This window comes from Campylobacter sp. RM15925 (genome assembly GCF_012978775.1).
Classification (GTDB): Bacteria; Campylobacterota; Campylobacteria; order Campylobacterales; family Campylobacteraceae; genus Campylobacter_A; species Campylobacter_A canis.
In genome coordinates this window covers 1-23019 of record NZ_LIWP01000002.1, presented here as the reverse complement: position 1 = coordinate 23019, position 23019 = coordinate 1, and the positions used below count along the sequence as shown (strand labels likewise).

Here is a 23019-nt window from a genome sequence, read left to right as displayed (position 1 = left end):
AGTCTTTATAATAACTATGTTTCATTCCCATAAAACTAGGAAGTTTGAGCAAAATAGCAAATAAAACGAATTAAAATTTAAATTATTTTTTGCTATTGTTTTATCAATTATTGCTATAGATTGATGTTGTTTATATACATTAAGATAATCTTACAAAATTAATTTTGATGATTTAAAATAAGTTCTTTGATCTGCCTTCTGTAATCATAACTAAAGAAATTAATTTTCCTACTGTCTGCTATTTTCTTTTTTACAACTCGACTATTTATATCAAAACACCCTGCTAATATACCTACGGATTCTATGCCACCAAAATAATTTGTAATATTCTTTAATTTTTCTATATAATCACTTGATACACTTCCCGATTTACATTCTATTATATATAGTCTCTTGCCATCAGTAAATACTATATCAAATTCTTGGTAATTGCTCTCTTGTAAATTCTTTAATGATGTAAAGTCATTGCTTATGAATTTATTATCTGGACTCATACAAATCTCTACATTTATTTTTAAATCTAAAATGATCTTTTCTTTTAATAGCGGTCTGATTGATAGATAAATGTATTCTTCAAACCATCCACCTGTGATATATTTATTAAAAATATCTGAATCATTAAAAATAAATGTCATATTTTCTGCTTTAATAACATTATGACGATTCTCCAACTCTATATCACCCATTTTTAATTCTATAGGTTGCTTATTGTCTATACACTGTAATAATTTTTTATAATTTTTTGCCACTTTGTTTCTGTTTTTGTAAAAAATTTTAGTCAAAGCTTCTCTTTTTAATATCTCATTTTCCAACTTTTGATAGTTTTGATTTTTTACACTTAGCTCATCCCCATTAAGCAACAAGAAAGTATCTATGGAGTCAATTTTCTTTGTATCATGCTTTCTAAAACCATCCAAGTAGATAACGCTGTTGTCTTTGGCATTAAAATAAAAAGCAGTACCATTAACCTCTTGACAAGCAGCAAATGCGCCTGCGTACATAAGTTTTGTACCACTAGTTAAATTAAAGCCTATTTTTCCATTATGTTTTTTACCTTGAATATACTGTACTATTTTATTTCTTACATCCAAAGGATCGTATGGATCTATTGTAATTTCATCAAAACTGCTGTTATGTAAAAATTTTTTCATAATATTTGCTGAATATTTTTGACTACTTATGAACACATGTTTTTTACTATCAAACTGTATAATACTTAATAAATTAGGAATTCTTTGCTCTCCAAAAAGATTAAATACTATATCGAAAGTATCGGAATTATCTTTTTTTGATCTGTCATACCACCAACTCCAATCCTTTGGTAGACTTATGGATTCAGGCTTTTTACCTATTACGGAAGAGGACAAAAGTCTTTTCTTTATATTTGGATATTTTAGGGATACAAGCGCCCAGACGAATGCCATTACTGGAGTTCCGGGGCTTAAAAATAAATCAACCTCTTTGCTATCCTCATATGCTTCTATGTCATGCATTACTTTAATGGCGATATCATAGATGCCATCAGTATCATTAAGACCGCTTAATCCTATCGGATAAAAAGAGAATTTGAAATCTTTATTTTTAGTATTACACATTATCCATTCTTTAAAATAATTGTAGGCCAACTCGGTATCGGAATAAAGCGATACAAAGTTATTGACATACACACTATCATTGCACAAAAATTTATTTTGTGCTTCTTTTAAATCTTTTAAAAAATCTTCTTGCTTAAGTTCGGCTTTATTGTGGTTGGTATAGAACAATATGGCTATGTCAGTATATTGCTCACTTGCAATAGCATTCAAAATAGGACCGGAAGTATTTTCAAGTTTCAAAGAGGCTTTTAAATCCGTTATTCCACACCAGGTAACAAGTATTTTTTTCATGGATAATATCTCCTTTTACATTTTTATTCTCTATTTGAAATGCTTTGAACTAAATTTTATTATTTTTTACTTTAAAAATCTTTGATATAAAATATGTTTATAATATTTTATGATACTATTGCAAAATAAAACTAACTATTTTTTTGGATTTTAATAATATTCATATAATATAATAAAGCATATCATATATTTAAAATATTATCTGAGGATTGTCTCTATGAAAAATAAAAAACCAAACAATACAGACGTGTCAGAATTTAAAGAAGAAAAATCTCAAATGTCCTCTATACGCAGGATATTAAGAATATTGAAAGATCTAAACGAAGGCAAACCAATATATGTAGAAAACTTAAAACTTGATGATCTTTGGAAAAAATCTGTGCAAAGAGAATATGTTTTCGATAAAAAAAGTCATAATGAAATAATGAGCGATAGAAATATACAAAGATACTTTTCGCTAATAAACGAAGAATTCCCGGGAATATACAAAAGGATAAATAGCGAAAACGGTGTATGCTACGTTCCAAATTCTGCAAAAGGCTTTATAGAGCTTAGCCCTCATTTTATAACTTTAATGGCTATGGTATATAGCCTATTGTCAAAAAATAATACTATATTTAACACACTAGATAAAGATACCAAGTCTTTAATTTTTAAAGAAGCCAAAAAACTTGACGAGTGTTATAAATTTATAACAAAACCATTTGAAAGCATAAGGCATGAAAAGATTAAAAACTTAGAAGACGCGATCAAATTTAGAAAAAAGATATCACTACAATACAATTTAGAAAAAATCACCGTTAAACCTTATAAAATAATATTCATAGACGAAAATTTCTATCTTGCTTGCATGAAAGATGATGGCAATTTCTCAATGTTAAGAATTTCTTATATCAAAGATATAAGAAAGCTAGACCAATTTAATAAAGATAGAAGTGTAGAAAGCTTTATAGATAAAGACATACAAACATCTTTTACAAGCTACCAAAAAGCTATAAACTTCGAATATATAGATGTAAAAATAAGGGTTGACAAAGATGTTGCAAAATATTTTACAAATAATAAAAAATTTCTAGACTCTCAAAATATAGAAGAAGAGCTAAAAGATGGAAGCAAGATTGTTTGCTATAGGGTTACTCAATTTCAAGAAATTAAACCATTTATCAAAAAATGGATACCTTCTATAGAGGTCATTGAACCTATAGAGCTTAGAGACGAAATTTTAAGAGACATTAGAACATATCAGAATAAAATCGGTGATGTATAATAAAAATCATCATTTAGTACCCCAAATGCTTATGCTTTCGCTTTCTGGAATATATTTTTTTAGATTTCACTATTTGAGTGTTTAAATTTATATTTCTATTAATTGATGCTATTATATTTTCGTCTCTATTTATATTTCTTTTCATTTTTTTAATCTTTCTAAAATATTCATATAATAATCGCGGTATGTAGATACCTTCATGCATCACTTCAAACTATTTTGTTTTTTACAATAATTATATATAGATCATAGGACATATAGTGTCTATTGTAGCAAAAAGTCTATACGTAGACTAGTTAAGATGAATAATACATGTTGATATTGATCAATTAATTTAAACATATAAAATCCCCTTGATCGGGTCAAATTTGTATAAATTCTAAGCCATAAGGTATCAAAACATTTCAACACAAGGAGAATAAAGTTTCAATCCCCTTGATCGGGTCAAATTTGTATAAATAGAGATTGAGAACAGATATAGTAGAAAGAATATTTTAGTTTCAATCCCCTTGATCGGGTCAAATTTGTATAAATCTATCTCGTTATCCCGAAGTCGAAATTAGGACTTTTGAGGAAAAGGCAAAGTTTCAATCCCCTTGATCGGGTCAAATTTGTATAAATATATGGACACACTCAAAAGAGTTAGTGTCTACTCAAATGTTTCAATCCCCTTGATCGGGTCAAATTTGTATAAATTTAATGACGGGAACTTTGTCTAATGGATATGCTAGCGTTTCAATCCCCTTGATCGGGTCAAATTTGTATAAATTAAGGTGGTAAATCTTTGCCATCTCTACGACGATTTTGAAGGGTTTCAATCCCCTTGATCGGGTCAAATTTGTATAAATTTAATGACGGGAACTTTGTCTAATGGATATGCTAGCGTTTCAATCCCCTTGATCGGGTCAAATTTGTATAAATTGAACCAATTTACGGTTCAAACTTTGGAAGAAATCATGGATGTTTCAATCCCCTTGATCGGGTCAAATTTGTATAAATATAAACAAGCCATAGATGCAAGCGGCGGCAAAGAGGGCGTTTCAATCCCCTTGATCGGGTCAAATTTGTATAAATTTATTAAATAATGACTTTGCTTCAGGCTATGACTTCTAGTTTCAATCCCCTTGATCGGGTCAAATTTGTATAAATTCAAAGCTAAACTGTTTGAGATGAAGTATTATCTCGCGTTTCAATCCCCTTGATCGGGTCAAATTTGTATAAATGAACCAGGCTCGTTAGCTATATTGCAACAAGCTGTAATGAAAGTGTTTCAATCCCCTTGATCGGGTCAAATTTGTATAAATTCGTAAACAAAGAGGTAAAGGTGCTTACAACAAGCGGTTTCAATCCCCTTGATCGGGTCAAATTTGTATAAATGTAAATAGATTACGAAGAGGAGTAGAGAACAATGGAGCTAGTGTTTCAATCCCCTTGATCGGGTCAAATTTGTATAAATCAAATATGGTAAAGCATGGTTAAACACCTTACCAGATGTTTCAATCCCCTTGATCGGGTCAAATTTGTATAAATATGTCTGTCAGGTTTAATAAACATAGCTGTATGTGGTGGTTTCAATCCCCTTGATCGGGTCAAATTTGTATAAATACAGGGGAAGGAAAGAGGAAGCTGAACAGTTTTACAACGTTTCAATCCCCTTGATCGGGTCAAATTTGTATAAATACAATATGGATCAAAGCTAGTTGAGTATGTAGGTACTCGATTAGTTTCAATCCCCTTGATCGGGTCAAATTTGTATAAATATTAGTATGTTAGAATTGTTGGTTGGTTTTATTTTCCTGTTTCAATCCCCTTGATCGGGTCAAATTTGTATAAATAGAGAAAATAGTTGTTGGTCACATTAGATCAAGAGACGGGTTTCAATCCCCTTGATCGGGTCAAATTTGTACAAATACATTTCTAGGTGAAGGGTTTATCAACAATGTGGCTGAGTTTCAATCCCCTTGATCGGGTCAAATTTGTATAAATGGAGTAAGAAAGGTGAGCGAAAGCTCCAAAGGTATTTGATGTTTCAATCCCCTTGATCGGGTCAAATTTGTATAAATATGAATCAGTGGGATATAGAGCAAAAGTTTAGTGAAAAATTGTTTCAATCCCCTTGATCGGGTCAAATTTGTATAAATCGAACAGACAAGAAAGAGGTGAAGCTAACACTACTTAGGTTTCAATCCCCTTGATCGGGTCAAATTTGTATAAATGGTTAGCGTATTGCTTACAAACGGAGAGAAAATAGTTGGTTTCAATCCCCTTGATCGGGTCAAATTTGTATAAATGGCAGTAACTGGTCCAGGCAAGAAGAAGTTGAATGACTTCGTTTCAATCCCCTTGATCGGGTCAAATTTGTATAAATATAAAGCTTTAAAGAAACTACAAGTAAAGGAATTGTAATGTGTTTCAATCCCCTTGATCGGGTCAAATTTGTATAAATATAAGGATGTCTAAATAAACCATAAGGAGAACAAAATGGTTTCAATCCCCTTGATCGGGTCAAATTTGTATAAATACTACTACAACAAGGAGCATAAGATGGAATGGTTATTAGCATGTTTCAATCCCCTTGATCGGGTCAAATTTGTATAAATAACTACAATTAAAGGAGTTATGAAATGCTAGAAATTATAGTTTCAATCCCCTTGATCGGGTCAAATTTGTATAAATAATCCTGCTTTAGCTTATAGGGAGGTCTTAGTGTGAATAGTTTCAATCCCCTTGATCGGGTCAAATTTGTATAAATTGGACAACAATGGATAGATAGCTTAAACGATGCTATCGTTTCAATCCCCTTGATCGGGTCAAATTTGTATAAATTCAAATGAGAGAAATATATGCACTAACTAACGACTGTTTCAATCCCCTTGATCGGGTCAAATTTGTATAAATACAGGCTCTGGTAAAGAGAAAATCAACAAGTTTGCGATTAGCGTTTCAATCCCCTTGATCGGGTCAAATTTGTATAAATGCAAAGTTAATAAAGGAGAAAAAATGCTTGAGTTATTGTTTCAATCCCCTTGATCGGGTCAAATTTGTATAAATACATAAGCTAGTAAAGGAGTAATAAATGGTTGAACTTGTTTGTTTCAATCCCCTTGATCGGGTCAAATTTGTATAAATCGCCGACTTCCAGCCCATCCTTGATCTCGTCCCAAGGATCGTTTCAATCCCCTTGATCGGGTCAAATTTGTATAAATTTATAGAAAAGGGGAATATATGGTTGAGTTAGTACTGTTTCAATCCCCTTGATCGGGTCAAATTTGTATAAATGGAGAAAAAAATGCTTGAGTTATTAATCGCGTTTATCTTGTTTCAATCCCCTTGATCGGGTCAAATTTGTATAAATATAGGTGAAGACCTATACTGCTTGATATGGGAACAAACGTTTCAATCCCCTTGATCGGGTCAAATTTGTATAAATAGCCCAAAATACTACATTTACAAAGTTAAAACTAATAAATTTACTTAAGAAAAATGAGTTTAAAGTATTGAAAAATCTTTATATCATTTAAAAAGTTCGCAAATGTATGACTATTTAAAAAATACAACTTATGAATTTTGACAATAATAAGTAAAAGAACTCCTAAATTTAGGATTTTTATAGCTTAAAAAAGTTCGCAAATCTATTTCAAATTTTTTAAAATATTCAGATTTGAGAAATTTAATAAATATCTAAGTTTCAAAACTTCCTAAAATAGGACACTTAAATCTTAAGTATAAATAAAAGTTCGCAAATACAGGTGAATATATTTATGCAAATCCGCTTTTGCGAACTAAATTTTGATAATTCTAGCTAAAAAAGTTCGAATTTAAGCTAAAAAAGTTCGCAAATAAAAAATTAAATCTAGACTATTTACTATACAAATAAATCTTTTGCTTCAAAAATATCAACATGATCACAAAGTTCAAAACTTTTACCAACACAAGTTTCACAAATCCTATAAAACCTTAAACTATCTTTTTTAGAATTTACCAAAGGAGTTAATTCTCTTATTAATTTTTTAAGTTTGGCTTCGTTTATTTCGCATTCAAAAACACTTAAATTTACCCTATATCCCAACCCCTCAAGGATATCTGAGAGTTTCTTGCGATTTTTACTATTTTGGATATCATAAGCTATTACAAATTTCATTTAAAATTTTCCTATAAATGGTTTATAATACTTGTTTGTGCCGTTAATAAAATTAGATAGTTCGTAGCACATTGATTGTATTATATTTTCGCATTTGCAAGATTGTTTTTTCCACATGGTATAGCTTCCGAGCTTCTTTTTAATGTTTTGCGCTATAAGTTTTTTAGACTCATCAGTTAGCAGGCCTTCTTTATTAAGCTTGATTGGTGAATCTTTGTTAATCATAGATATCACAACCCTATCGACCATAAAGGCTCTAAACTGCTCTATCATATCAAACACTAAAGTAGGTTTAGTACTATCGGTAGAGTGCAGGAAAGATATATGAAGACTCAAGCCTGCGCGATATAAACACTCTTGAACCTTAGAATATAGTATGGCATAAGCATAGTTTAAAGATGAATTAACAACATCTTTAGCTCCTAGTGTTACACGTTTTTCAAACTCTATAGGGAGTATGCTTTTAATACTATCCCAATATATTGCAGCAGCAGAACCTTCAAATCCTAAAAGTTCATTTGTGGTTTTTGCATATTTTATTTTTTTTATTAGAATATTTTCTAGACTTCGTATACTTGGAGTTAAAAACTTATGATATTTATTTAGATACTTTAAGTAATTAGTTTGATTTTTTATCTTGGAAATCACAAATTGAGAGGCAAGATATAGCTGAGATGGTGTGCCAAGAAGCATAGCTTGTCTGTGTATAGCTTGTGTAGAAACTGAATTGTAAGTAAGTAAGGTGGCATAAGGATTATAATGCTTGTCTATAAAATCTATATGAATTTTTTCTTTAGCACATCTATGTATTACGGCTGACGATATAGATATATACTCACTATCTATAATGATCCTTGAAATTTTAGAAATAGGAAAGTCTTTATATAGCTTGCCGTACTGTTTTATACTAAATTTGTTCTTACTTATACCGAGATGAATCCCTACTTGATTTATATGCAGGGTCGAATCAACGGCAATTTTTGAAGCATATAAATTTCTTTTTTTATTTATTTTGAGAGATTCATTTCTGTATGTTTTTTTGGATAGATATTTTTCATATCCTTTAGTAAGTATTAATGAAATCTTATTGTTTATTTCATTTTTATTAAATAGTATATCGAATTTAATTTTCTCAAGATATGTTATAAATTCTTTTTTTGATTTTATGCTTTTGTTTTGTTTGTGAAAGCATACTTTTTGTGAAATAGAGTCTATAAAATTCTCTTTAATTTGTAAAATTTGTGATGATTGCGGAGGTATTATTTTTATATAATAGTTTTTAAGCCCCAATAAATAAGTGTTGAGTTGACCTACGTAATCCTCAAAATCAGTTTTTTCTATATTTATAGAACGCAATCTAGATATTGATCTTTGAATTTTTTCATCATCCAAAAAACGGTGTTTGCCCAAAAAATTAACGCCTAAAAACACGAATCCGTCTTTTATGTTAGATATTTTTGTTTTTTGTTCATTTAAAGATAAATTAAGCAACTTCAAAAATTTTACTAGCCTAGGCTTGAAGCCCAAAGCCTTTTCCTCGCTATCAAAAAATACAACAAAATCATCGGCATATCTTACGAAATTTGCACCATTTTTATCAATAAACCTATCCATAAGATCAAGATATATATTTGACAACATAGGAGATAAAATATCGCCTTGATGAACCCCTGTTTTATGCTCTTTAAAATCTCCTTTAAAAAATCCACCAGTTTTTAAAAATAGAGATATGATGTCTACTATGCGCTTATCTTTGATGTGTTTTAGTAAAATTTGCAAAAGCTTTGAGTGATCAATGGACTCAAAGAAATCCTTTATGTCTGTTTTCAGAACCCATACACTACCTTCATTGATAAAATTAGTTGCTCTATTGATGGCTTTATATGTTGATTTATTTGGACGGTAGGCATAAGAGTTAGATAAAAATATATTATCAAAATATTGATTGAGCTCTAAATATAATACTTTTTGTATTAATTTGTCTTTTATAGAAGATATTCCTATGGGTCTTGCTTCGGAACCATTTTCTTTTGAGATGTTTATATTTTTGAGTGGTTCAGGAGAGTATGTTTGATTTTGTATAGAAAATATTAACCCATTAATATTTTTTGAAAAATCTTTTTTAAAATCAGCATAGGATACTTCATCCATCCCAAAAGAAGTTGACGATATATCTTCAAAAGCATAACTCATGGAGTCTTTAGTAAAAATTTGTTCTATAGTTCTGTCAAACATGGTGTTATTTTTTATTTATAAAAAAAGTTTGCAATATAAATATGCCCTTAGCCAAGACGATAGTCACCTGTTTATATATATAGGTTGCAATATCAATTACTTTCATGTTAAACACCTTTCATTATATATTTTTTTAGTATTGAAATGTTTTAATAATTATTTTTTAGGTCTATAAGAGATAAGAATGACACATTAAACATATTTAGAAATTTTTACACATCTTTGGCAACAAGACTGTAAATTTATTGACACCATTTTGTAAAGATGTTTTTTGTCTCAAACCCCCTGCAGAAGGTTTGAGTAATGATGTATCAGATAAGTTTAGTCTGCTTTTTAAATCCTTTAATACACATTCTTAAATCTATATTTAATATTCTAATTTTTAAATAGCTCTTAATTATATCTATAAAATCATGATAATTTTCAATCTTCTAAAAAGCCGTATTAATCTGTTTTTATTTTGAGAAAAGAATTATATATGGATAATAAGACATATAATGTCTATTATCTTTAAAAGTTTAGAAATATAAATATATAAGCGTTAGTAAAAGTATTAAAAATAGACAAATGCACAAGAAAGGTAAAAGTATGTAAAGTGGAATCAAAAAACTATTTTGTAGACTTAAATTTAAGAATTATAAACATGAACTCTTAAATTTGTGTATAATTATATAATTAAAAAATAATGGATATTAAATATGGTCAACAAAGTAAAAATGATTTTAGTTTTTTCTCACAAGCTTACAACCAATCAAATTCAAGATGCTAAAGAAAAATTTCATGTAAGTAAATTTGTAAAAATTCCAAAAGAACTTCTAAGTAAGTGGTCAAATATGTCTCCAGAAATTAAAAAAAATGATAATTTATTGGGAGGTTTTAAAAACTTTATAAAAACATATGCCACAAAAAATGATCTAGCTTTAGTGAAAGGAGATTTTGGCACTACTTATAAGATAGTGAATTTTTGCAAAGGCATAGGTACTAAAAATGGTTATTCTACTACAAAAAGTGTTATGAAAGAAAATATACTTGAAAAACAATTAGTCAAAAGCTTACTATTTGGGCATATTATGTTTAGAGAGAGTTATTAATGAAATATTCTGAAGTAAGAGTTGTATTTAAATCCGTTCAAAAACCACCATTTTTCATAGGATCGCAGATAAGGGGTGCTTTTGGATATGCGCTAAAAAGTGTTAGCTGCATAAATCCATCATATAAATGTGATGAATGTTTTGCTAAAGATAGTTGCTTGTATTATGATTTTTTTGAACAAAAAAATAGCTATCACAAGTATAGGCTGGATTTTAAGCTTGGTGTTGATTTTTATGATTTTGGAATATTTTTACTTGGTGATATATCAGAGAAATTACCTTACATAGCTTCGGCCGTATATATAATGCTTAAAAAAAATGGACTTGGAAAAGATAGGGTTAAATATGATAATTTTGATATCTTTGTCAACGGCAAAGCTTGCTTTAAGGATGATAAAATAAGCTTACCAAAAGAATATACGAACGATTTTATATCAAACGAATATTTTAGTGATTTAAAAATTAATTTTATAACGCCTCTTAGAATAAAAAAAGATAATAAATTTTTAAAAAATGACAAAATATGCCTAAAAGATATACTAAATTCCATTTATCAAAGGAAGATGAAAATTTTAGGAAAAGGCTTTGAAGCTTTTCCATACGATATAAAAGGAGAAGTTTTAAAAAGTAGCATAAAGTATATAGAGCTCACAAGGCATAGCAACAGACAAAATACAAATATGAATATGGGTGGTTTAATAGGGCATGTAGAGATAAATGGAATAAACAAAGATTGCTTGGATTTATTAAAACTTGGCGAAATAATAGGTGTCGGCAAACAGACTGTTTTTGGACTTGGAAAGATAGAAGTGGAGAATATAAATGGGTGATTTTAGTAAATATTTCAATGACGATTTTAAAGATTTGGAGCCTATCAGTAAGAATATAAACGAGTTACTTAAAGATCCTATGTTCTTAATTAGCGGTGATTTTTATGGAATACAAAAATTTATATTTGAAAATCTGAGTTCGAAAAATGCAGCAAAAGTTCTGAGAGCAAAATCTGCCTTTTGTGAACTATTTATAACCGTTTTGGCAAAATTTATTTGCCATAAACTCAATATAAATGAAAAATATATCTTATCTTGCACCGCCGGTAAATTTGAGATATTATCCCCTAAATTCGATCAAATAATTTTTGACGAGATAAAAGATATAATCAACTCATATTTTATAAAGAATTTTTTTGGAATTAGCGGTATAAGCCTATCTTTTGTAGAGTGTAAAAAAGAGGATTTTTCAGAGTCTCTAAATTACAAAAACTTAAGAGATAAAATAAGTAAAATGGTTGAATTAGAAAAATTTAAAAAACTAGATTTACCGCTACAAAATCCTATTTTAGAATATGATAAGAGTATTACTAATCAGACTTTATGTAGAATTTGTAATATCAGAAAAGTAAATCATGATGACAAATGTGACATCTGCAACTGTTTTGTAAGGCTTGGTGAAATCCTTGTAAGTAATGAAAAAAATATATGTAGCAAAGAGATAGGAATTGACTTTTTTGACACTAATTTAGATATCAATGAACACATAAAATCATATGTAGCAAAAGATAAAAATTCTATAGTGGAGTTTGACACTTTATCTAAAAGATCTTGTGGAGAAAACTGTATAGCAGTTATAAAGGCTGATGTTGACAATATGGGTAATTTTATCAAAAAAAGTGATGTTACAGATAGTTTTACAAACTTTGATATTTTTTCAAAAAGTATTAATAACTTTTTTTCCTTGTATGTACCTAGAAAGATGAAAGAGAAATTTGAAGATAGTTATACTGTATTTTCTGGAGGGGATGATCTATTGATAGTCGGCAGATACGATCAAATGATAGATCTTGCTATATTTATAAGACAAGAATTTATGAAATTTATAAAAAATAAAGAATTAAGCATATCTTTTGGAGTGGTTTTAGCCAAACCATCTACGCCCATAAGCTATTTAGCTAATATGAGTGAATTTTGTCTTGAAAAATCAAAAGAGATGGATGGAAAAGATTCTATAAGTATCTTTGGTGAAACTGCAAAATGGGACAGTTATATAGAAATAAGGGATATGATTATGAATGAATTTGAAAAATTTGAATCATATATAAATACAGCTTTTTTATATAGATTATTAGAATTGTGCGAAATGAGCAAAAATGTAAAAGACGATGTCAAAAATACCATATGGAAATCAAAGTTAAGCTACAGTTTTAATAGAAATATGCAAAGTTATGACAAAAATTTTCTTTTGATGCTTAATGAAGTAATTGAAAATAATCCAAAGGAGAGCAAAATGGCTATTTGTGAATATATTTACAAAAGGAGAGAGAGATGAGTGGATATAAGGATAACAGCTTTAACAATAAACCAAAATCTGTATTGCCACCTATAGTCTTGGATTATAAGACAAATCCAAATTTATTTGATGAGACAGCAAAAGCCGTAGCTGATAAAATATCAGAGACAAAACCAACACAAATAAGGGCCTTTTATGACTATATACTGAATTTAGAGCAAAGGTCAAATACTCAAAATTTTAATGAAATTTTACCTTTTGTGAAAATGCTAAATTCAAAGGCTGCTTATTCTAATGCTAGAAAGCACTCCAGTAATGAATTTGTAGAGATGATAAACGTATGCGTAAGACAAGTGAACAGTAAAGATAGCTTGAAGGTATTTAAACTGTTTTTTGAAGCAGTTATAGGTTTTTCTAAAAAATAAGGAGATCAAATGGAAATTTTAACATTAAAAGGACAAATAGAACTATTAAGCGGACTTCATATAGGTGGCGGGGATGATACCATGAAAATTGGAGGTATAGACTCTCAAGTAATAAAAGATGTTAACACGGATAAACCATATATTCCAGGGAGTTCTTTAAAAGGAAAAATGAGAAGTCTTCTTGAGTGGAATAATAGACTTGTTGGATATGGTAATGGTGATCCGTTTAGTTCAAACATTTTAGACAACATACCTGATTGTGATAAAGAAGCTGCACAAAATTTATTAAAAATTTTTGGAGACAAAGATCAAAAATTTGGAATCACAAGAATAAGTGTAGCTGACTGCATCTTATCAGAAGACAGCAAGGATCTCAAACTAAGTGAAGCAAAATACGAAAATGTAATAGATAGAAAAAGTGGAACCGCGAAGCATCCGCGTCAGATAGAAAGAGTCCCTGCTGGAATTAAGTTTGATCTAGTTATAAGGCTAAAGATTTTTAATGAAGCCGAACCATATAATGATAATAAAAATGAATTAAAAAATATGATTGAAAGTGGGCTTAAACTTATAGAAAACGATTACTTAGGTGGCAGTGGCTCAAGAGGCTATGGAAGGGTTGAATTTAAAAATTTAAGGTGGGAATAATGATGCTTTACAAAACCACTATAATACCCAAGTCAAATTTTGCAACACCCTTAAAAGGAGATACCTTATTTGGGCATATTTGTTGGGCTATAAGATATACCCTCGGTGAATTCAGACTAAACGAATTGCTTAAAAGCTACCAAGAAAAACCATTTTTAATAGTATCGGATGGTTTTGTAAGCGGATATTTGCCAAAACCAACCATGCCAAGTATATTTTTAGGTGAAAATTTAGAATTTAAAAAAGAAAATAGGAAAAAAATCTGGCTTAGTTTGGATGATTTACAAAAAGGTAATTTTGTAAATTCAAAAACTAATCATGAAACAGGATGTGATGCAAAAAAAGTCGTTACTATCAAAAATTCTATTAATTATTTAACGTTTAGGACTGATAATAGTGGTAAATTTACACCATATGCATTAATGGAGTCAAAAATCGGAAAGCAAGATGTATATTTCTTGCTAAACAATAAACTTTTAAGTCTGGAGGAACTTAATAATGCAGTTGATTTTATTGCAAAAAGCGGTTATGGTAAAAGAGCTAGTATTGGAAAAGGTTTTTTTGAATATAGCTTTTTCGAAGAAGTAAATATAAAAAGAAGCTCCAATGCATTTATGACATTAAGTCCCGCGGTAATTAATAGGAATGAAATCAAAGATTGCTTCTACGAACCATTTACTAGATTTGGAAAACATGGTGGTTTATTGGCTAGCAAAAATCCATTTAAAAACCCTTTATTGATGGCTGATAGAGGTAGTGTAGTTGTGTATGAAGATATTTGTGAAAAAGATTATATAGGAAGAGCTATCTTTAACCACTCTAAAAACTCAAATACAGTACATCAGGGATATGCAATACTTATAGCAACGGAGATAAAAAATGCAAAATAAAGATATAAAAAGCTACAACATAAAACTAACTCCACTAAGCCCTATACATATAGGTACTGGTGAGACATACGAACCTATTAATTATGTTATAGAGCTTAACGAGGACAGCAAAAATGGGCGTATGTATATCTTTGACGAATTTGAATTTTTTAATAAATTAAACACAGCATCAAAAGCGGAATTTGTTAAAATATCAAATGATACATCAAGTAACGCTTTACTCAATTTACAAAAATTCATAAAAAATAATATCGGGGTAGCAAAAGAAATCGCATATAAAAGCATAGTTGTATCACCGGAGGTAGCAAAAGAGTATATTCAAAAAGTGGGTAAAGTAGTGCAAAAAGAGAAAAATTCTAAAAAAATTATCAATCAATTAATTATAGAAAAAACATTTGAGTCACCAAATTTAAAGAAGGCTATAATACCAGGAAGTTCTTTAAAGGGTGCATTATCAACAGCTTTTGGGGAAATGCTTTTAAAAAATGACAAAAGTTATGAAACCAAAGATTATTTCAATTCTTTGCTTGTATCGGACAGTAATACTACAATATCAAGTACTTTTGTTGCAGATGCTGTAAATTTAAACAGAAATAAAGAAAGTAGCCGCAATAGCAAAGGTATCGAAGTAAAGTATGAAGCTATATCTTCAAAGAGTAAATTTGAAACTACGTTGAAGATAAAGCATAACAAATTTGATATTTCTGAATTGATTGAAGCTTGTAATAATCACTATATGCCAATATTTAAATCACAATTTAACTATGAAACTGATGAATTTACAAGGCAGGCACTTTCCAATAAGTTTATCAAGCAATATGAAAATCTGAAATTGAACAGCAATCAGTTTTTGTTAAGAATTGGAAAGCATAGTGGAGCTAGAGCTGTAACTATAGATGGGATAAGAGAGATTAAAATTCAACAAGGAAAAGGAAAAGGATATTTAAAGGCAAAAGAAGAAACAACAATATGGCTAATAAACAAACAACCCTTTGGATGGTTGTTGTGTGAAATTGCTGATAAGGAATAGTTTTAGTGTTAGTTCCTTCTGAAAAAAGCATAGTTATAGATAATATTGGCAGAAAACATACCCTAATTAAAATAATAGCTAGTGGCGGAGAAGGAAGCGTATTCTTAACTGATACAAATTTTGCATGTAAAATATATAAAGCTGATAAAATAGATAGACAAAAGATAGAAAAAATAGATCTTTTAATAGATAAAAAAATAGATATTAGAAATGTATGCACTCCTAGATTCAAAGTGACTTTTGATAACTATTTTGTAGGCTACATTATGAATTTGGTACCAAAATGCTATCAAATAGACGATGTCATATTTTCTGGAGAAAAAAGCCTTTTAAAGTTTTTTCCAAATTGGAATAGAAAAGAACTTTGTAAAGTTGCTATAAATTTTTTAACTAGAGTAAAAAAATTACATAAGGCAGGGATTATTTTAGGAGATATTAACCCAACAAACATACTAGTACAAGATGAAAATAATGTTTGGCTAATAGATTGTGATAGCTATCAAGTGGATAAATATCCGTGTCCGGTTGGAAGACCAGAGTATACAAGAAAAGAAAACCATTCTAAAAAATACCATGAATACTTAAGAGTGTTTGATGATGACATATTTGCTTGTTATATAATAGTTTTTCAAATTCTAATGCTAGGAAAGCATCCTTACGCATATCAAGGGGGCACAAAGCCGGCAGACAATATGAAAAATCCAGATAATTTTCCATACAAAAATCCTGATGAATACGCATATGTTAAAGGAACTTATGCTAAAAGCCCAGGTGGTTACTATATGTTTATGTATTCGGCTATGACAAAAAAATTAAGAATGCAGTTTTACAAAGCTTTTAAACAATATCAGAAAGTAAGCATAGAAGAACTTATTGACCATTTGTGGAATTTTGTTTATTCCATTGAAAATAATATTGTGCCTTGTGATTTAGTCGCAAAAGGATTTAGGGATGAAGATGGAAATATAGTAGAGGGAACTATAAAATTTAGCTCTAAAAATCATAGGGAAAACAAAAAATATCAAAACAAACCGTATCAAAAATCTAGGTTTAATAGTAATTCAACTCAAGCCAATAGTTACAATACTAATTTATATAAAAAGGCTCAACAAAAATTAATAAATTCAAAAAAAGCTACACAAACCCATGGTAGTCAAAACATAGGCATGACAAATATAAAACAATACACTCCAAGCAATACCGTTACTAGTATAAAAAATAATCAACAACAAGACGGTTTTGAAAAATTAATTAACAGTTTACAAAAAATAATAACAAATATTTTTAAATAGCACAGAAAGGAAGATTATGTCATTTATATTGGAAGACGAAGATCTGGTTAATAATCCTAAGACAAGATTGCCTGTAGCAATGTGCCTAGATATTAGCGGATCAATGGCAGGAGAAGCCATATTGGAACTTCAAAGAGGTGTAGAATATTTCTTTGAGGCAATAAAAAATGATATAAAGGCATGCAATTCTGTAGAGCTTGCCATTATAACATTTGATTCAGAAGTGGAATTAGTTGTCGATTTTTCCAGTATAGAGAATCAACAACCACCTTTTTTAGAAGCAGGGGGTGCTACATCTATGGGACAAGCTGTTGAATTGGCGCTAGGCGCACTTGACAGCAGAAAAAAAATGTATTCTGACAATGGTGTTGATTATTACCAGCCATGGCTTATTATCATTACAGACGGTGAACCTACTGATAGCATTGAACGATCGGTAAAATACGTACAATCATTGATAGATAAAAAGAAACTAACAACTTTTCCTATAGGAGTAGGTCGAAATGTCAACTACGACACTCTAAAAAAATATGGGAAAAATGGAATGGTGTTAAAGGTAGAAAATTCTTCTTACTTCAGAGAATTTTTTGTTTGGCTAAGCCAAAGTGTCTCTCAGGCTTCACAGTCTACTCCGGGAGATAAAATAAGACTTCCCAATTTGCCTTCAAAAGGCATAGAAATAGACATGTAGCATGCAAACGTACATAGTGGCAAAAGCAACACATATAGGATCGTCGCATGAAAAGCAAAAAAAATCATGTCAAGATGCCGTATACTCTATACAATCTAGAAATACAAGGACTATTTGCAAAATAAAAAATAGACTAATGATGAAACAAGCTTGTAGTTTCACTGGTATATCATTAGCTGATGGAGCTGGTAGTTCTGTGTATTCTGATATAGGTGCACAGCATATAACTAAGAGTATTCTGCAAAAAATTGAAAGAGATTTTAACTGGATATATAATAATATAGTGGCAGAAAAATTTTTGTTAGATTTTGTAGAAAACGAGATAAAAAACTTAGCTCTTCAGCATTGCTGCGCAATTAAAGATTTATCATCTACATTGCTTTTCGTTTGTATTAAATTTAATAAATGTATAGTAGGCCACATTGGAGATGGTGTTATTGGTGTACTTAGAAAAAATAATAATACTGTTGATGTATTGTCTTATCCTAAAAATGGAGAATTTGCAAATTCTACATTTTTTACAACATCAACAGATTTTAATGATAGACTTAGACTTTTTATGTTTAATTTAAAAGACGAACTTGGATTTATATTGCTTTCAGATGGCTCTTCTGAAAGTTTATATGATAAAAAAAACATGCTTTTAAGTCAAGCTGTTTATAAAATTATAAATATGCCAAAAAATTACAGTAATCATGAGTCGATCTTAAATAATGAAGTTATGCCAAAAATAGCCTCAAGAACCGATGACGATTGTTCTATAGCAATTATAAGATCTTTGAGTTAAACAACCAAAGATTGAATAACTATCTTGTTTTAAAAAAATGGAGTTTTAATATAAGACTCCATTTTTTATCATATTTTATATTTTTCATTATATTTTAATTTTACAAAATCTTCAACACTACTCAATTTAATTTTTCTATGAAGAAAATTTTATTTTTTTGATTTTTTGGGTTGTGTTTGTATATAACTTTTATCTTGCATTCTTTGTCAATATTAAAATTTTTAAGATCTCTTCCTTGTATATAAAAATCTTTGTTTAGGAAACCAAATGCCGGATTTACATCTATATTTTCGCCTAAATTGCTATGCTGAATTGTTTTACCATCTATTTTATATAACAATTTTAATGGTCCTATTATTATTTTAAATGGACTTTCTACCTTAAAATCTCCTATGTCTTTGCTAGACTTTTTTATTTCAGATATTACCGGCTTGTTGTTTATAAACTTAAAATCAAAGCATGATAAAAGATCTGCCTCTTTTACAATTTTTAATTGTTTTTTGTTTATCTTAAAATCCCTATCACTAAAATTAGTAAAACAGTAATACTCTTTTTTGGTATTATTGTCCACATACTTATGATAGAATACACACTCAACAGCCCTAATGTCAGCATATAAAAAATTACCTAGTCTATCTTGTGTGCTTTTGTAAAACTCGTAGTTATTTTCTATGTTTTTAGCGTTTTTTACAATATCGTAAAGCTGATAAAAACTGTGATCCAAATTTTTATTTTTTGTATTTTTATAACATTCAAGCTCATATTTTGAGTTTTCATAAAGTCCTTTTTGCACCAAAAGTTCTGCCAACTTAAGTCTTATTTTGATGACATAAATATCTTCGTTTTTTTGCATCAATGCCTTGGAGTACATACTAATGGCAAGATCGATATCAGCTTGTTTTACAAAGTCACCAAATTCACTCCAATAGTAAGATGTATTGGATATTTTATCATGTAAATTTTTATAAATTTCTATGGATTTTTTAGCATCTCCTATCTTTTGCAATAAATGTGCAAAATCACGGGCAAACCAATGATCGTAAGACATAATATTAAAAGCATGACAGCAAAACTCAACAAACCATGAGATGTTGTAGTTTTTATAATCTTTTTTTATAAAATTACCTATTGTCATACGTAAGGTTCTTGATACAAGCGAAGGGTATTGTATGATTTTTCCATCATTGCTTTTAAATTCTTTAACAACATAATCATCTTTTTGAAAAAACTCTACATTCCATAACTCAAGGAATTTCACCAAATCAATTGATTCAGGGTTATTATCCTCAAATTTTATGCAGGCATTTAATACCAATGAATGCAACACAGATGGTCTATTATTTTTTAATTTTAGGTATTTAGATAAAAAATACTTAAAGGTATTAATATTTATATTTTTTTCATGAGAGATATATCTATAAATTGCCCATCCAAAAGCTTCGCTTTCTATATGATTAAGGCTACTCTGATCCAAGCTTTCAAAAATTTTAATAGCATCTAAATGCTTGTTTGCTTTACTGAGCGTGTTTGCAAGTTTAACTTTTTCAAATTTTGGCATAATATCACAGGACTCGCTTGAATAGTCAAAGCCTACAGGCTGTCTTGATTTAGCGTAAGAGTATTTATCTGTATTTAACATTATTTACTCTACTATTATGGATTTTATCATCTTAGAAAGCTGATTATCGCCGTATACCTCTATGCAAGTATTAAAGCAGCCTTTTTTATTATAGTAAAAATCTAAAATACAAATCATATCGTCTTTCTTAAATGTATATCTTTCATTGTATTGAAGATGCTCTATATTTAGTATTTGTATGTTGTGCATTTTTACTACTTTATTTATTTTTTCATAAAAATCCATTAAAAAATCTTCATTAAACTGAAAATTATTACTTTGATTGCAGGTAGCAAAAATAGATTTTTCCAATGAACTTAACAGCTGTTGCACCGTTTTTGAAGCCATATTTTGTTCAATAAATAAAATTTTACTAATTTGATTTTTTGAGTTGTAATTTATATTTACTCTACATGTTTCATCATCAAGACCTAGGGTATATTGCTCACAATATTGATTATGAACAATATCTAATATTGATATATTTTTAGATTTTAAAATTTTAACTATTTTGATATAAATTTGATATTGTATTTGTGTTTGAAAGTTTTCTTTTGGAAATGCAAGATCATCTATTTCAATCTCTTCTTTGCCTACTACATCAATAGTTGTTGCAGCCTTATTGTTTGAAATTTTTATATTTGAAAATATTCCAATATGAGGTTCATCTAAAACATATAGGTTACAAGAAGCCCTTGTGATAGCTGTATATAGCCATCTAAAATAATCTTGGCTTAAAATACTCTGATGATTTTTACAGTTTAAAAATACATTTTTCCACTCACTACCCTGAGCCTTATGGCATGTTATAGCATATCCAAATTTAACTCTTAGCGCATTAAAATAAGGATCTGATTTTAATGCATCTTTCCACTCTTTTGTATTAGGTTTAAGGTTTTTATGTCTCATAACAAAATCGACATAAAGTGCCTTGTTTTCGTCAGAGCTAAGGTTTGGCTGCTCTGAATACAATAAATTTTCTATAATCTTACACTTTACACGCACAGGAGTTCCATCAATATCATAAAAAAGTATAATTACATCTTTAAAATTTATCTTAACATCTAATGCTCTACCTTTAGTAACTATATGTTTAGTTTCCGTTTCAGATAATATATCTTCTATAACACCAAAATCTCCATTTGATATAAAAATTTCGTAATTAGCATTATTCATTAAAGACATTATTTTATCTCCAACTCTAATTTCATGTTCACTATCTGGAAAAAGATTTTTACGAATTCTGTCGTTATACTCTTTAACGCTTGCGTTAGAGTAGGCTATGACCATAGTTTGATGATCTATCCTATTATTTGTTATATCAATATATTTTTGTATAAAATTCTTATGTTCAATATGCTCAACGTCCCCAAAATTTGTATCAATATCAAGCTGATTAAAAATTTTATTTTCAAGAGATTTTCTTATAGGTAATGTATTTTTTAATATCCCGCTATCGCCTTTTTGCCTAACAACATCTTTAAGCTCAAACTCTTCAACATCAAAGCCAAAATTTTCTAAAATATATTTTTTATCCAATGCCGGTGAAAAATTCATGCCTACAGGCGGAAGTTGTGCATTATCTCCTATAAAAATAATCTTTTTTCTATGGTCGTTGCAGTCAAGATTAACATAATGCATTAAATCTTTCAAAAGATATCCGTTACCAAATCTTATAAATTCCATTTCGCTATAAATATCCGATATCATAGAAGCCTCATCTATGATATATAAGGTATCGTTTGGATTTTCGTTGACAGCAAGTGAATAATAAAATTTAAATGTTTTGTCTAAAACATCATGATATTCAACAATATCTTTTGTAGTATATATTGTTTTATGTATAGTATAGGCTCTGCTATTAGTTTTTTGGGCTATAACTTTTGCTGCTTTACCAGTAGGAGCTGCCAAAACGTAAGACCTTTTAATATATGCTAAATATTCCGTCAATCCTTTTGTTATAAAAGTTTTGCCTGTGCCTGCATAGCCTCGTAATAAAAATACTTTTTTATCTGACTTTAAGAATAATTCTAGTTTTTTAACAAGCTCTATTTGAGATTGAGTTAAATCATATCTTTTAAAAAAATCTATCAAAGTTATCATAATAATCCCCTCTATATAAATTGCTGTTTTATAAAATTTTTAAAGCAGGATGGTTTTTGTTTTTTTATCCATTCTCTACTTTTTTATCAGTGTAATATTAAGATATATATTAGACATATTATGTCAAATATTTCGTATTATGTATCAAACGTGCAAGACTTTCATCTTAAAACAGTCTAAAATTATGTTATGGCATTAAACAAGGTATGCTCATAAGATGGATATTATTAGTGCACTCTCTTAGAATAAAATATATCGAATACAAAAAAGAGATTTTTTGAATATGAGAGAATCGTATTGTGATTGACTATAAAATCAAAATGAAAAAAACAGATGATTATTTTATTAAAAAAGTTAAAAAACCGTGATTCGCATACTCTTTATCTTTTTTAACTTATACTTTCACCTAATTTTGTTTAGGTGACTATCCATTTGACTACTTAGCTTAAATCCTTGTCGATCTTTCTTATCTTTGATTAGCTCTAAATAATCACTCCATGCATCAGGATAAAACTCTATATTAAGCATCACCCAAAGCCTCAAGCTCATCTATACTTTTTCTTATCATCTTTACTTTTTTATTATCTATGTTATCTAATATATTTTTTAGATACTCCGTATTACCATCT

16 protein-coding genes and 1 CRISPR repeat array are annotated in these 23019 nt (G+C 29.2%); of the genes, 11 read left to right on the top strand and 5 right to left on the bottom strand.

Going from position 1 to position 23019, the window contains the following annotated elements; genetic code table 11:
- Positions 1-158: 158 nt before the first annotated feature.
- Positions 159-1886, bottom strand: coding sequence for a Card1-like endonuclease domain-containing protein (locus CDOM15925_RS01470; protein ID WP_169940375.1), 1728 nt, complete (start codon positions 1884-1886; stop codon positions 159-161).
- Positions 1887-2103: 217 nt separating this feature from the next.
- On the opposite strand from CDOM15925_RS01470, the gene CDOM15925_RS01465 reads away from it, so the two are divergent.
- A complete protein-coding gene (locus CDOM15925_RS01465; protein WP_169940373.1) occupies positions 2104-3153 on the top strand; it encodes a WYL domain-containing protein in 1050 nt (349 codons plus the stop codon).
- A 341-nt stretch (positions 3154-3494) separates the two neighbouring features.
- Positions 3495-6583: direct repeats of the CRISPR family, unit length 37 nt; unit sequence GTTTCAATCCCCTTGATCGGGTCAAATTTGTATAAAT.
- Between the two features lie 435 nt (positions 6584-7018).
- Here the strand turns inward: CDOM15925_RS01465 and cas2 are convergent.
- Both cas2 and cas1 read right to left on the bottom strand, forming a co-directional pair.
- Positions 7019-7294 (bottom strand): CRISPR-associated endonuclease Cas2, encoded by a 276-nt coding sequence (gene cas2, locus CDOM15925_RS01460; protein WP_169940371.1) that lies wholly within the window; start codon positions 7292-7294, stop codon positions 7019-7021.
- On the bottom strand, positions 7295-9529 hold the full coding sequence (gene cas1, locus CDOM15925_RS01455) for a CRISPR-associated endonuclease Cas1 (RefSeq protein ID WP_169940368.1): 2235 nt from the start codon (positions 9527-9529) through the stop codon (positions 7295-7297).
- 698 nt (positions 9530-10227) lie between these two features.
- Here cas1 and csx20 point away from each other — a divergent pair.
- The 10 genes from csx20 to CDOM15925_RS01405 are packed head-to-tail and all read left to right on the top strand — an operon-like array spanning position 10228 to position 18669.
- Positions 10228-10620 carry a CRISPR-associated protein Csx20 gene (gene csx20, locus CDOM15925_RS01450; RefSeq protein ID WP_169940366.1) on the top strand — a complete coding sequence of 131 codons (393 nt, stop codon included), beginning with the start codon at positions 10228-10230 and terminating at the stop codon, positions 10618-10620.
- Positions 10620-11450 carry a CRISPR system precrRNA processing endoribonuclease RAMP protein Cas6 gene (gene cas6 / locus CDOM15925_RS01445; protein WP_169940364.1) on the top strand — a complete coding sequence of 277 codons (831 nt, stop codon included), beginning with the start codon at positions 10620-10622 and terminating at the stop codon, positions 11448-11450. Before csx20 ends, cas6 begins: the two co-directional genes overlap by 1 nt.
- Entirely contained in the window at positions 11443-12945 is a 1503-nt protein-coding gene (cas10, locus tag CDOM15925_RS01440) for a type III-A CRISPR-associated protein Cas10/Csm1 (RefSeq protein ID WP_169940362.1), read from the top strand. Before cas6 ends, cas10 begins: the two co-directional genes overlap by 8 nt.
- Entirely contained in the window at positions 12942-13331 is a 390-nt protein-coding gene (gene csm2, locus CDOM15925_RS01435) for a type III-A CRISPR-associated protein Csm2 (protein WP_169940360.1), read from the top strand. Before cas10 ends, csm2 begins: the two co-directional genes overlap by 4 nt.
- A 9-nt stretch (positions 13332-13340) precedes the next feature.
- Complete coding sequence (csm3, locus tag CDOM15925_RS01430) at positions 13341-13979, top strand: type III-A CRISPR-associated RAMP protein Csm3 (protein ID WP_169940358.1); 639 nt, start codon at positions 13341-13343, stop codon at positions 13977-13979.
- Positions 13979-14869, top strand: coding sequence for a type III-A CRISPR-associated RAMP protein Csm4 (gene csm4, locus CDOM15925_RS01425; RefSeq protein WP_169940356.1), 891 nt, complete (start codon positions 13979-13981; stop codon positions 14867-14869). The genes csm3 and csm4 overlap by 1 nt, the downstream gene beginning before the upstream one ends.
- Positions 14859-15899 carry an RAMP superfamily CRISPR-associated protein gene (locus tag CDOM15925_RS01420; RefSeq protein WP_169940354.1) on the top strand — a complete coding sequence of 347 codons (1041 nt, stop codon included), beginning with the start codon at positions 14859-14861 and terminating at the stop codon, positions 15897-15899. The genes csm4 and CDOM15925_RS01420 overlap by 11 nt, the downstream gene beginning before the upstream one ends.
- Positions 15900-15904: 5 nt before the next feature.
- Positions 15905-17191, top strand: coding sequence for a serine/threonine protein kinase (locus CDOM15925_RS01415; RefSeq protein WP_169940352.1), 1287 nt, complete (start codon positions 15905-15907; stop codon positions 17189-17191).
- A 16-nt stretch (positions 17192-17207) separates the two neighbouring features.
- On the top strand, positions 17208-17882 hold the full coding sequence (locus CDOM15925_RS01410; protein ID WP_169940350.1) for a vWA domain-containing protein: 675 nt from the start codon (positions 17208-17210) through the stop codon (positions 17880-17882).
- A 16-nt stretch (positions 17883-17898) separates the two neighbouring features.
- On the top strand, positions 17899-18669 hold the full coding sequence (locus tag CDOM15925_RS01405) for a PP2C family serine/threonine-protein phosphatase (RefSeq protein WP_169940348.1): 771 nt from the start codon (positions 17899-17901) through the stop codon (positions 18667-18669).
- Positions 18670-18790: 121 nt separating this feature from the next.
- Here CDOM15925_RS01405 and CDOM15925_RS01400 read toward each other — a convergent pair whose 3' ends face one another.
- A complete protein-coding gene (locus tag CDOM15925_RS01400; RefSeq protein ID WP_169940346.1) occupies positions 18791-20308 on the bottom strand; it encodes a tetratricopeptide repeat protein in 1518 nt (505 codons plus the stop codon).
- 3 nt (positions 20309-20311) lie between these two features.
- A complete protein-coding gene (locus CDOM15925_RS01395) occupies positions 20312-22390 on the bottom strand; it encodes an ATP-dependent DNA helicase (protein ID WP_169940343.1) in 2079 nt (692 codons plus the stop codon).
- Between the last annotated feature and the right edge of the window lie 629 nt (positions 22391-23019).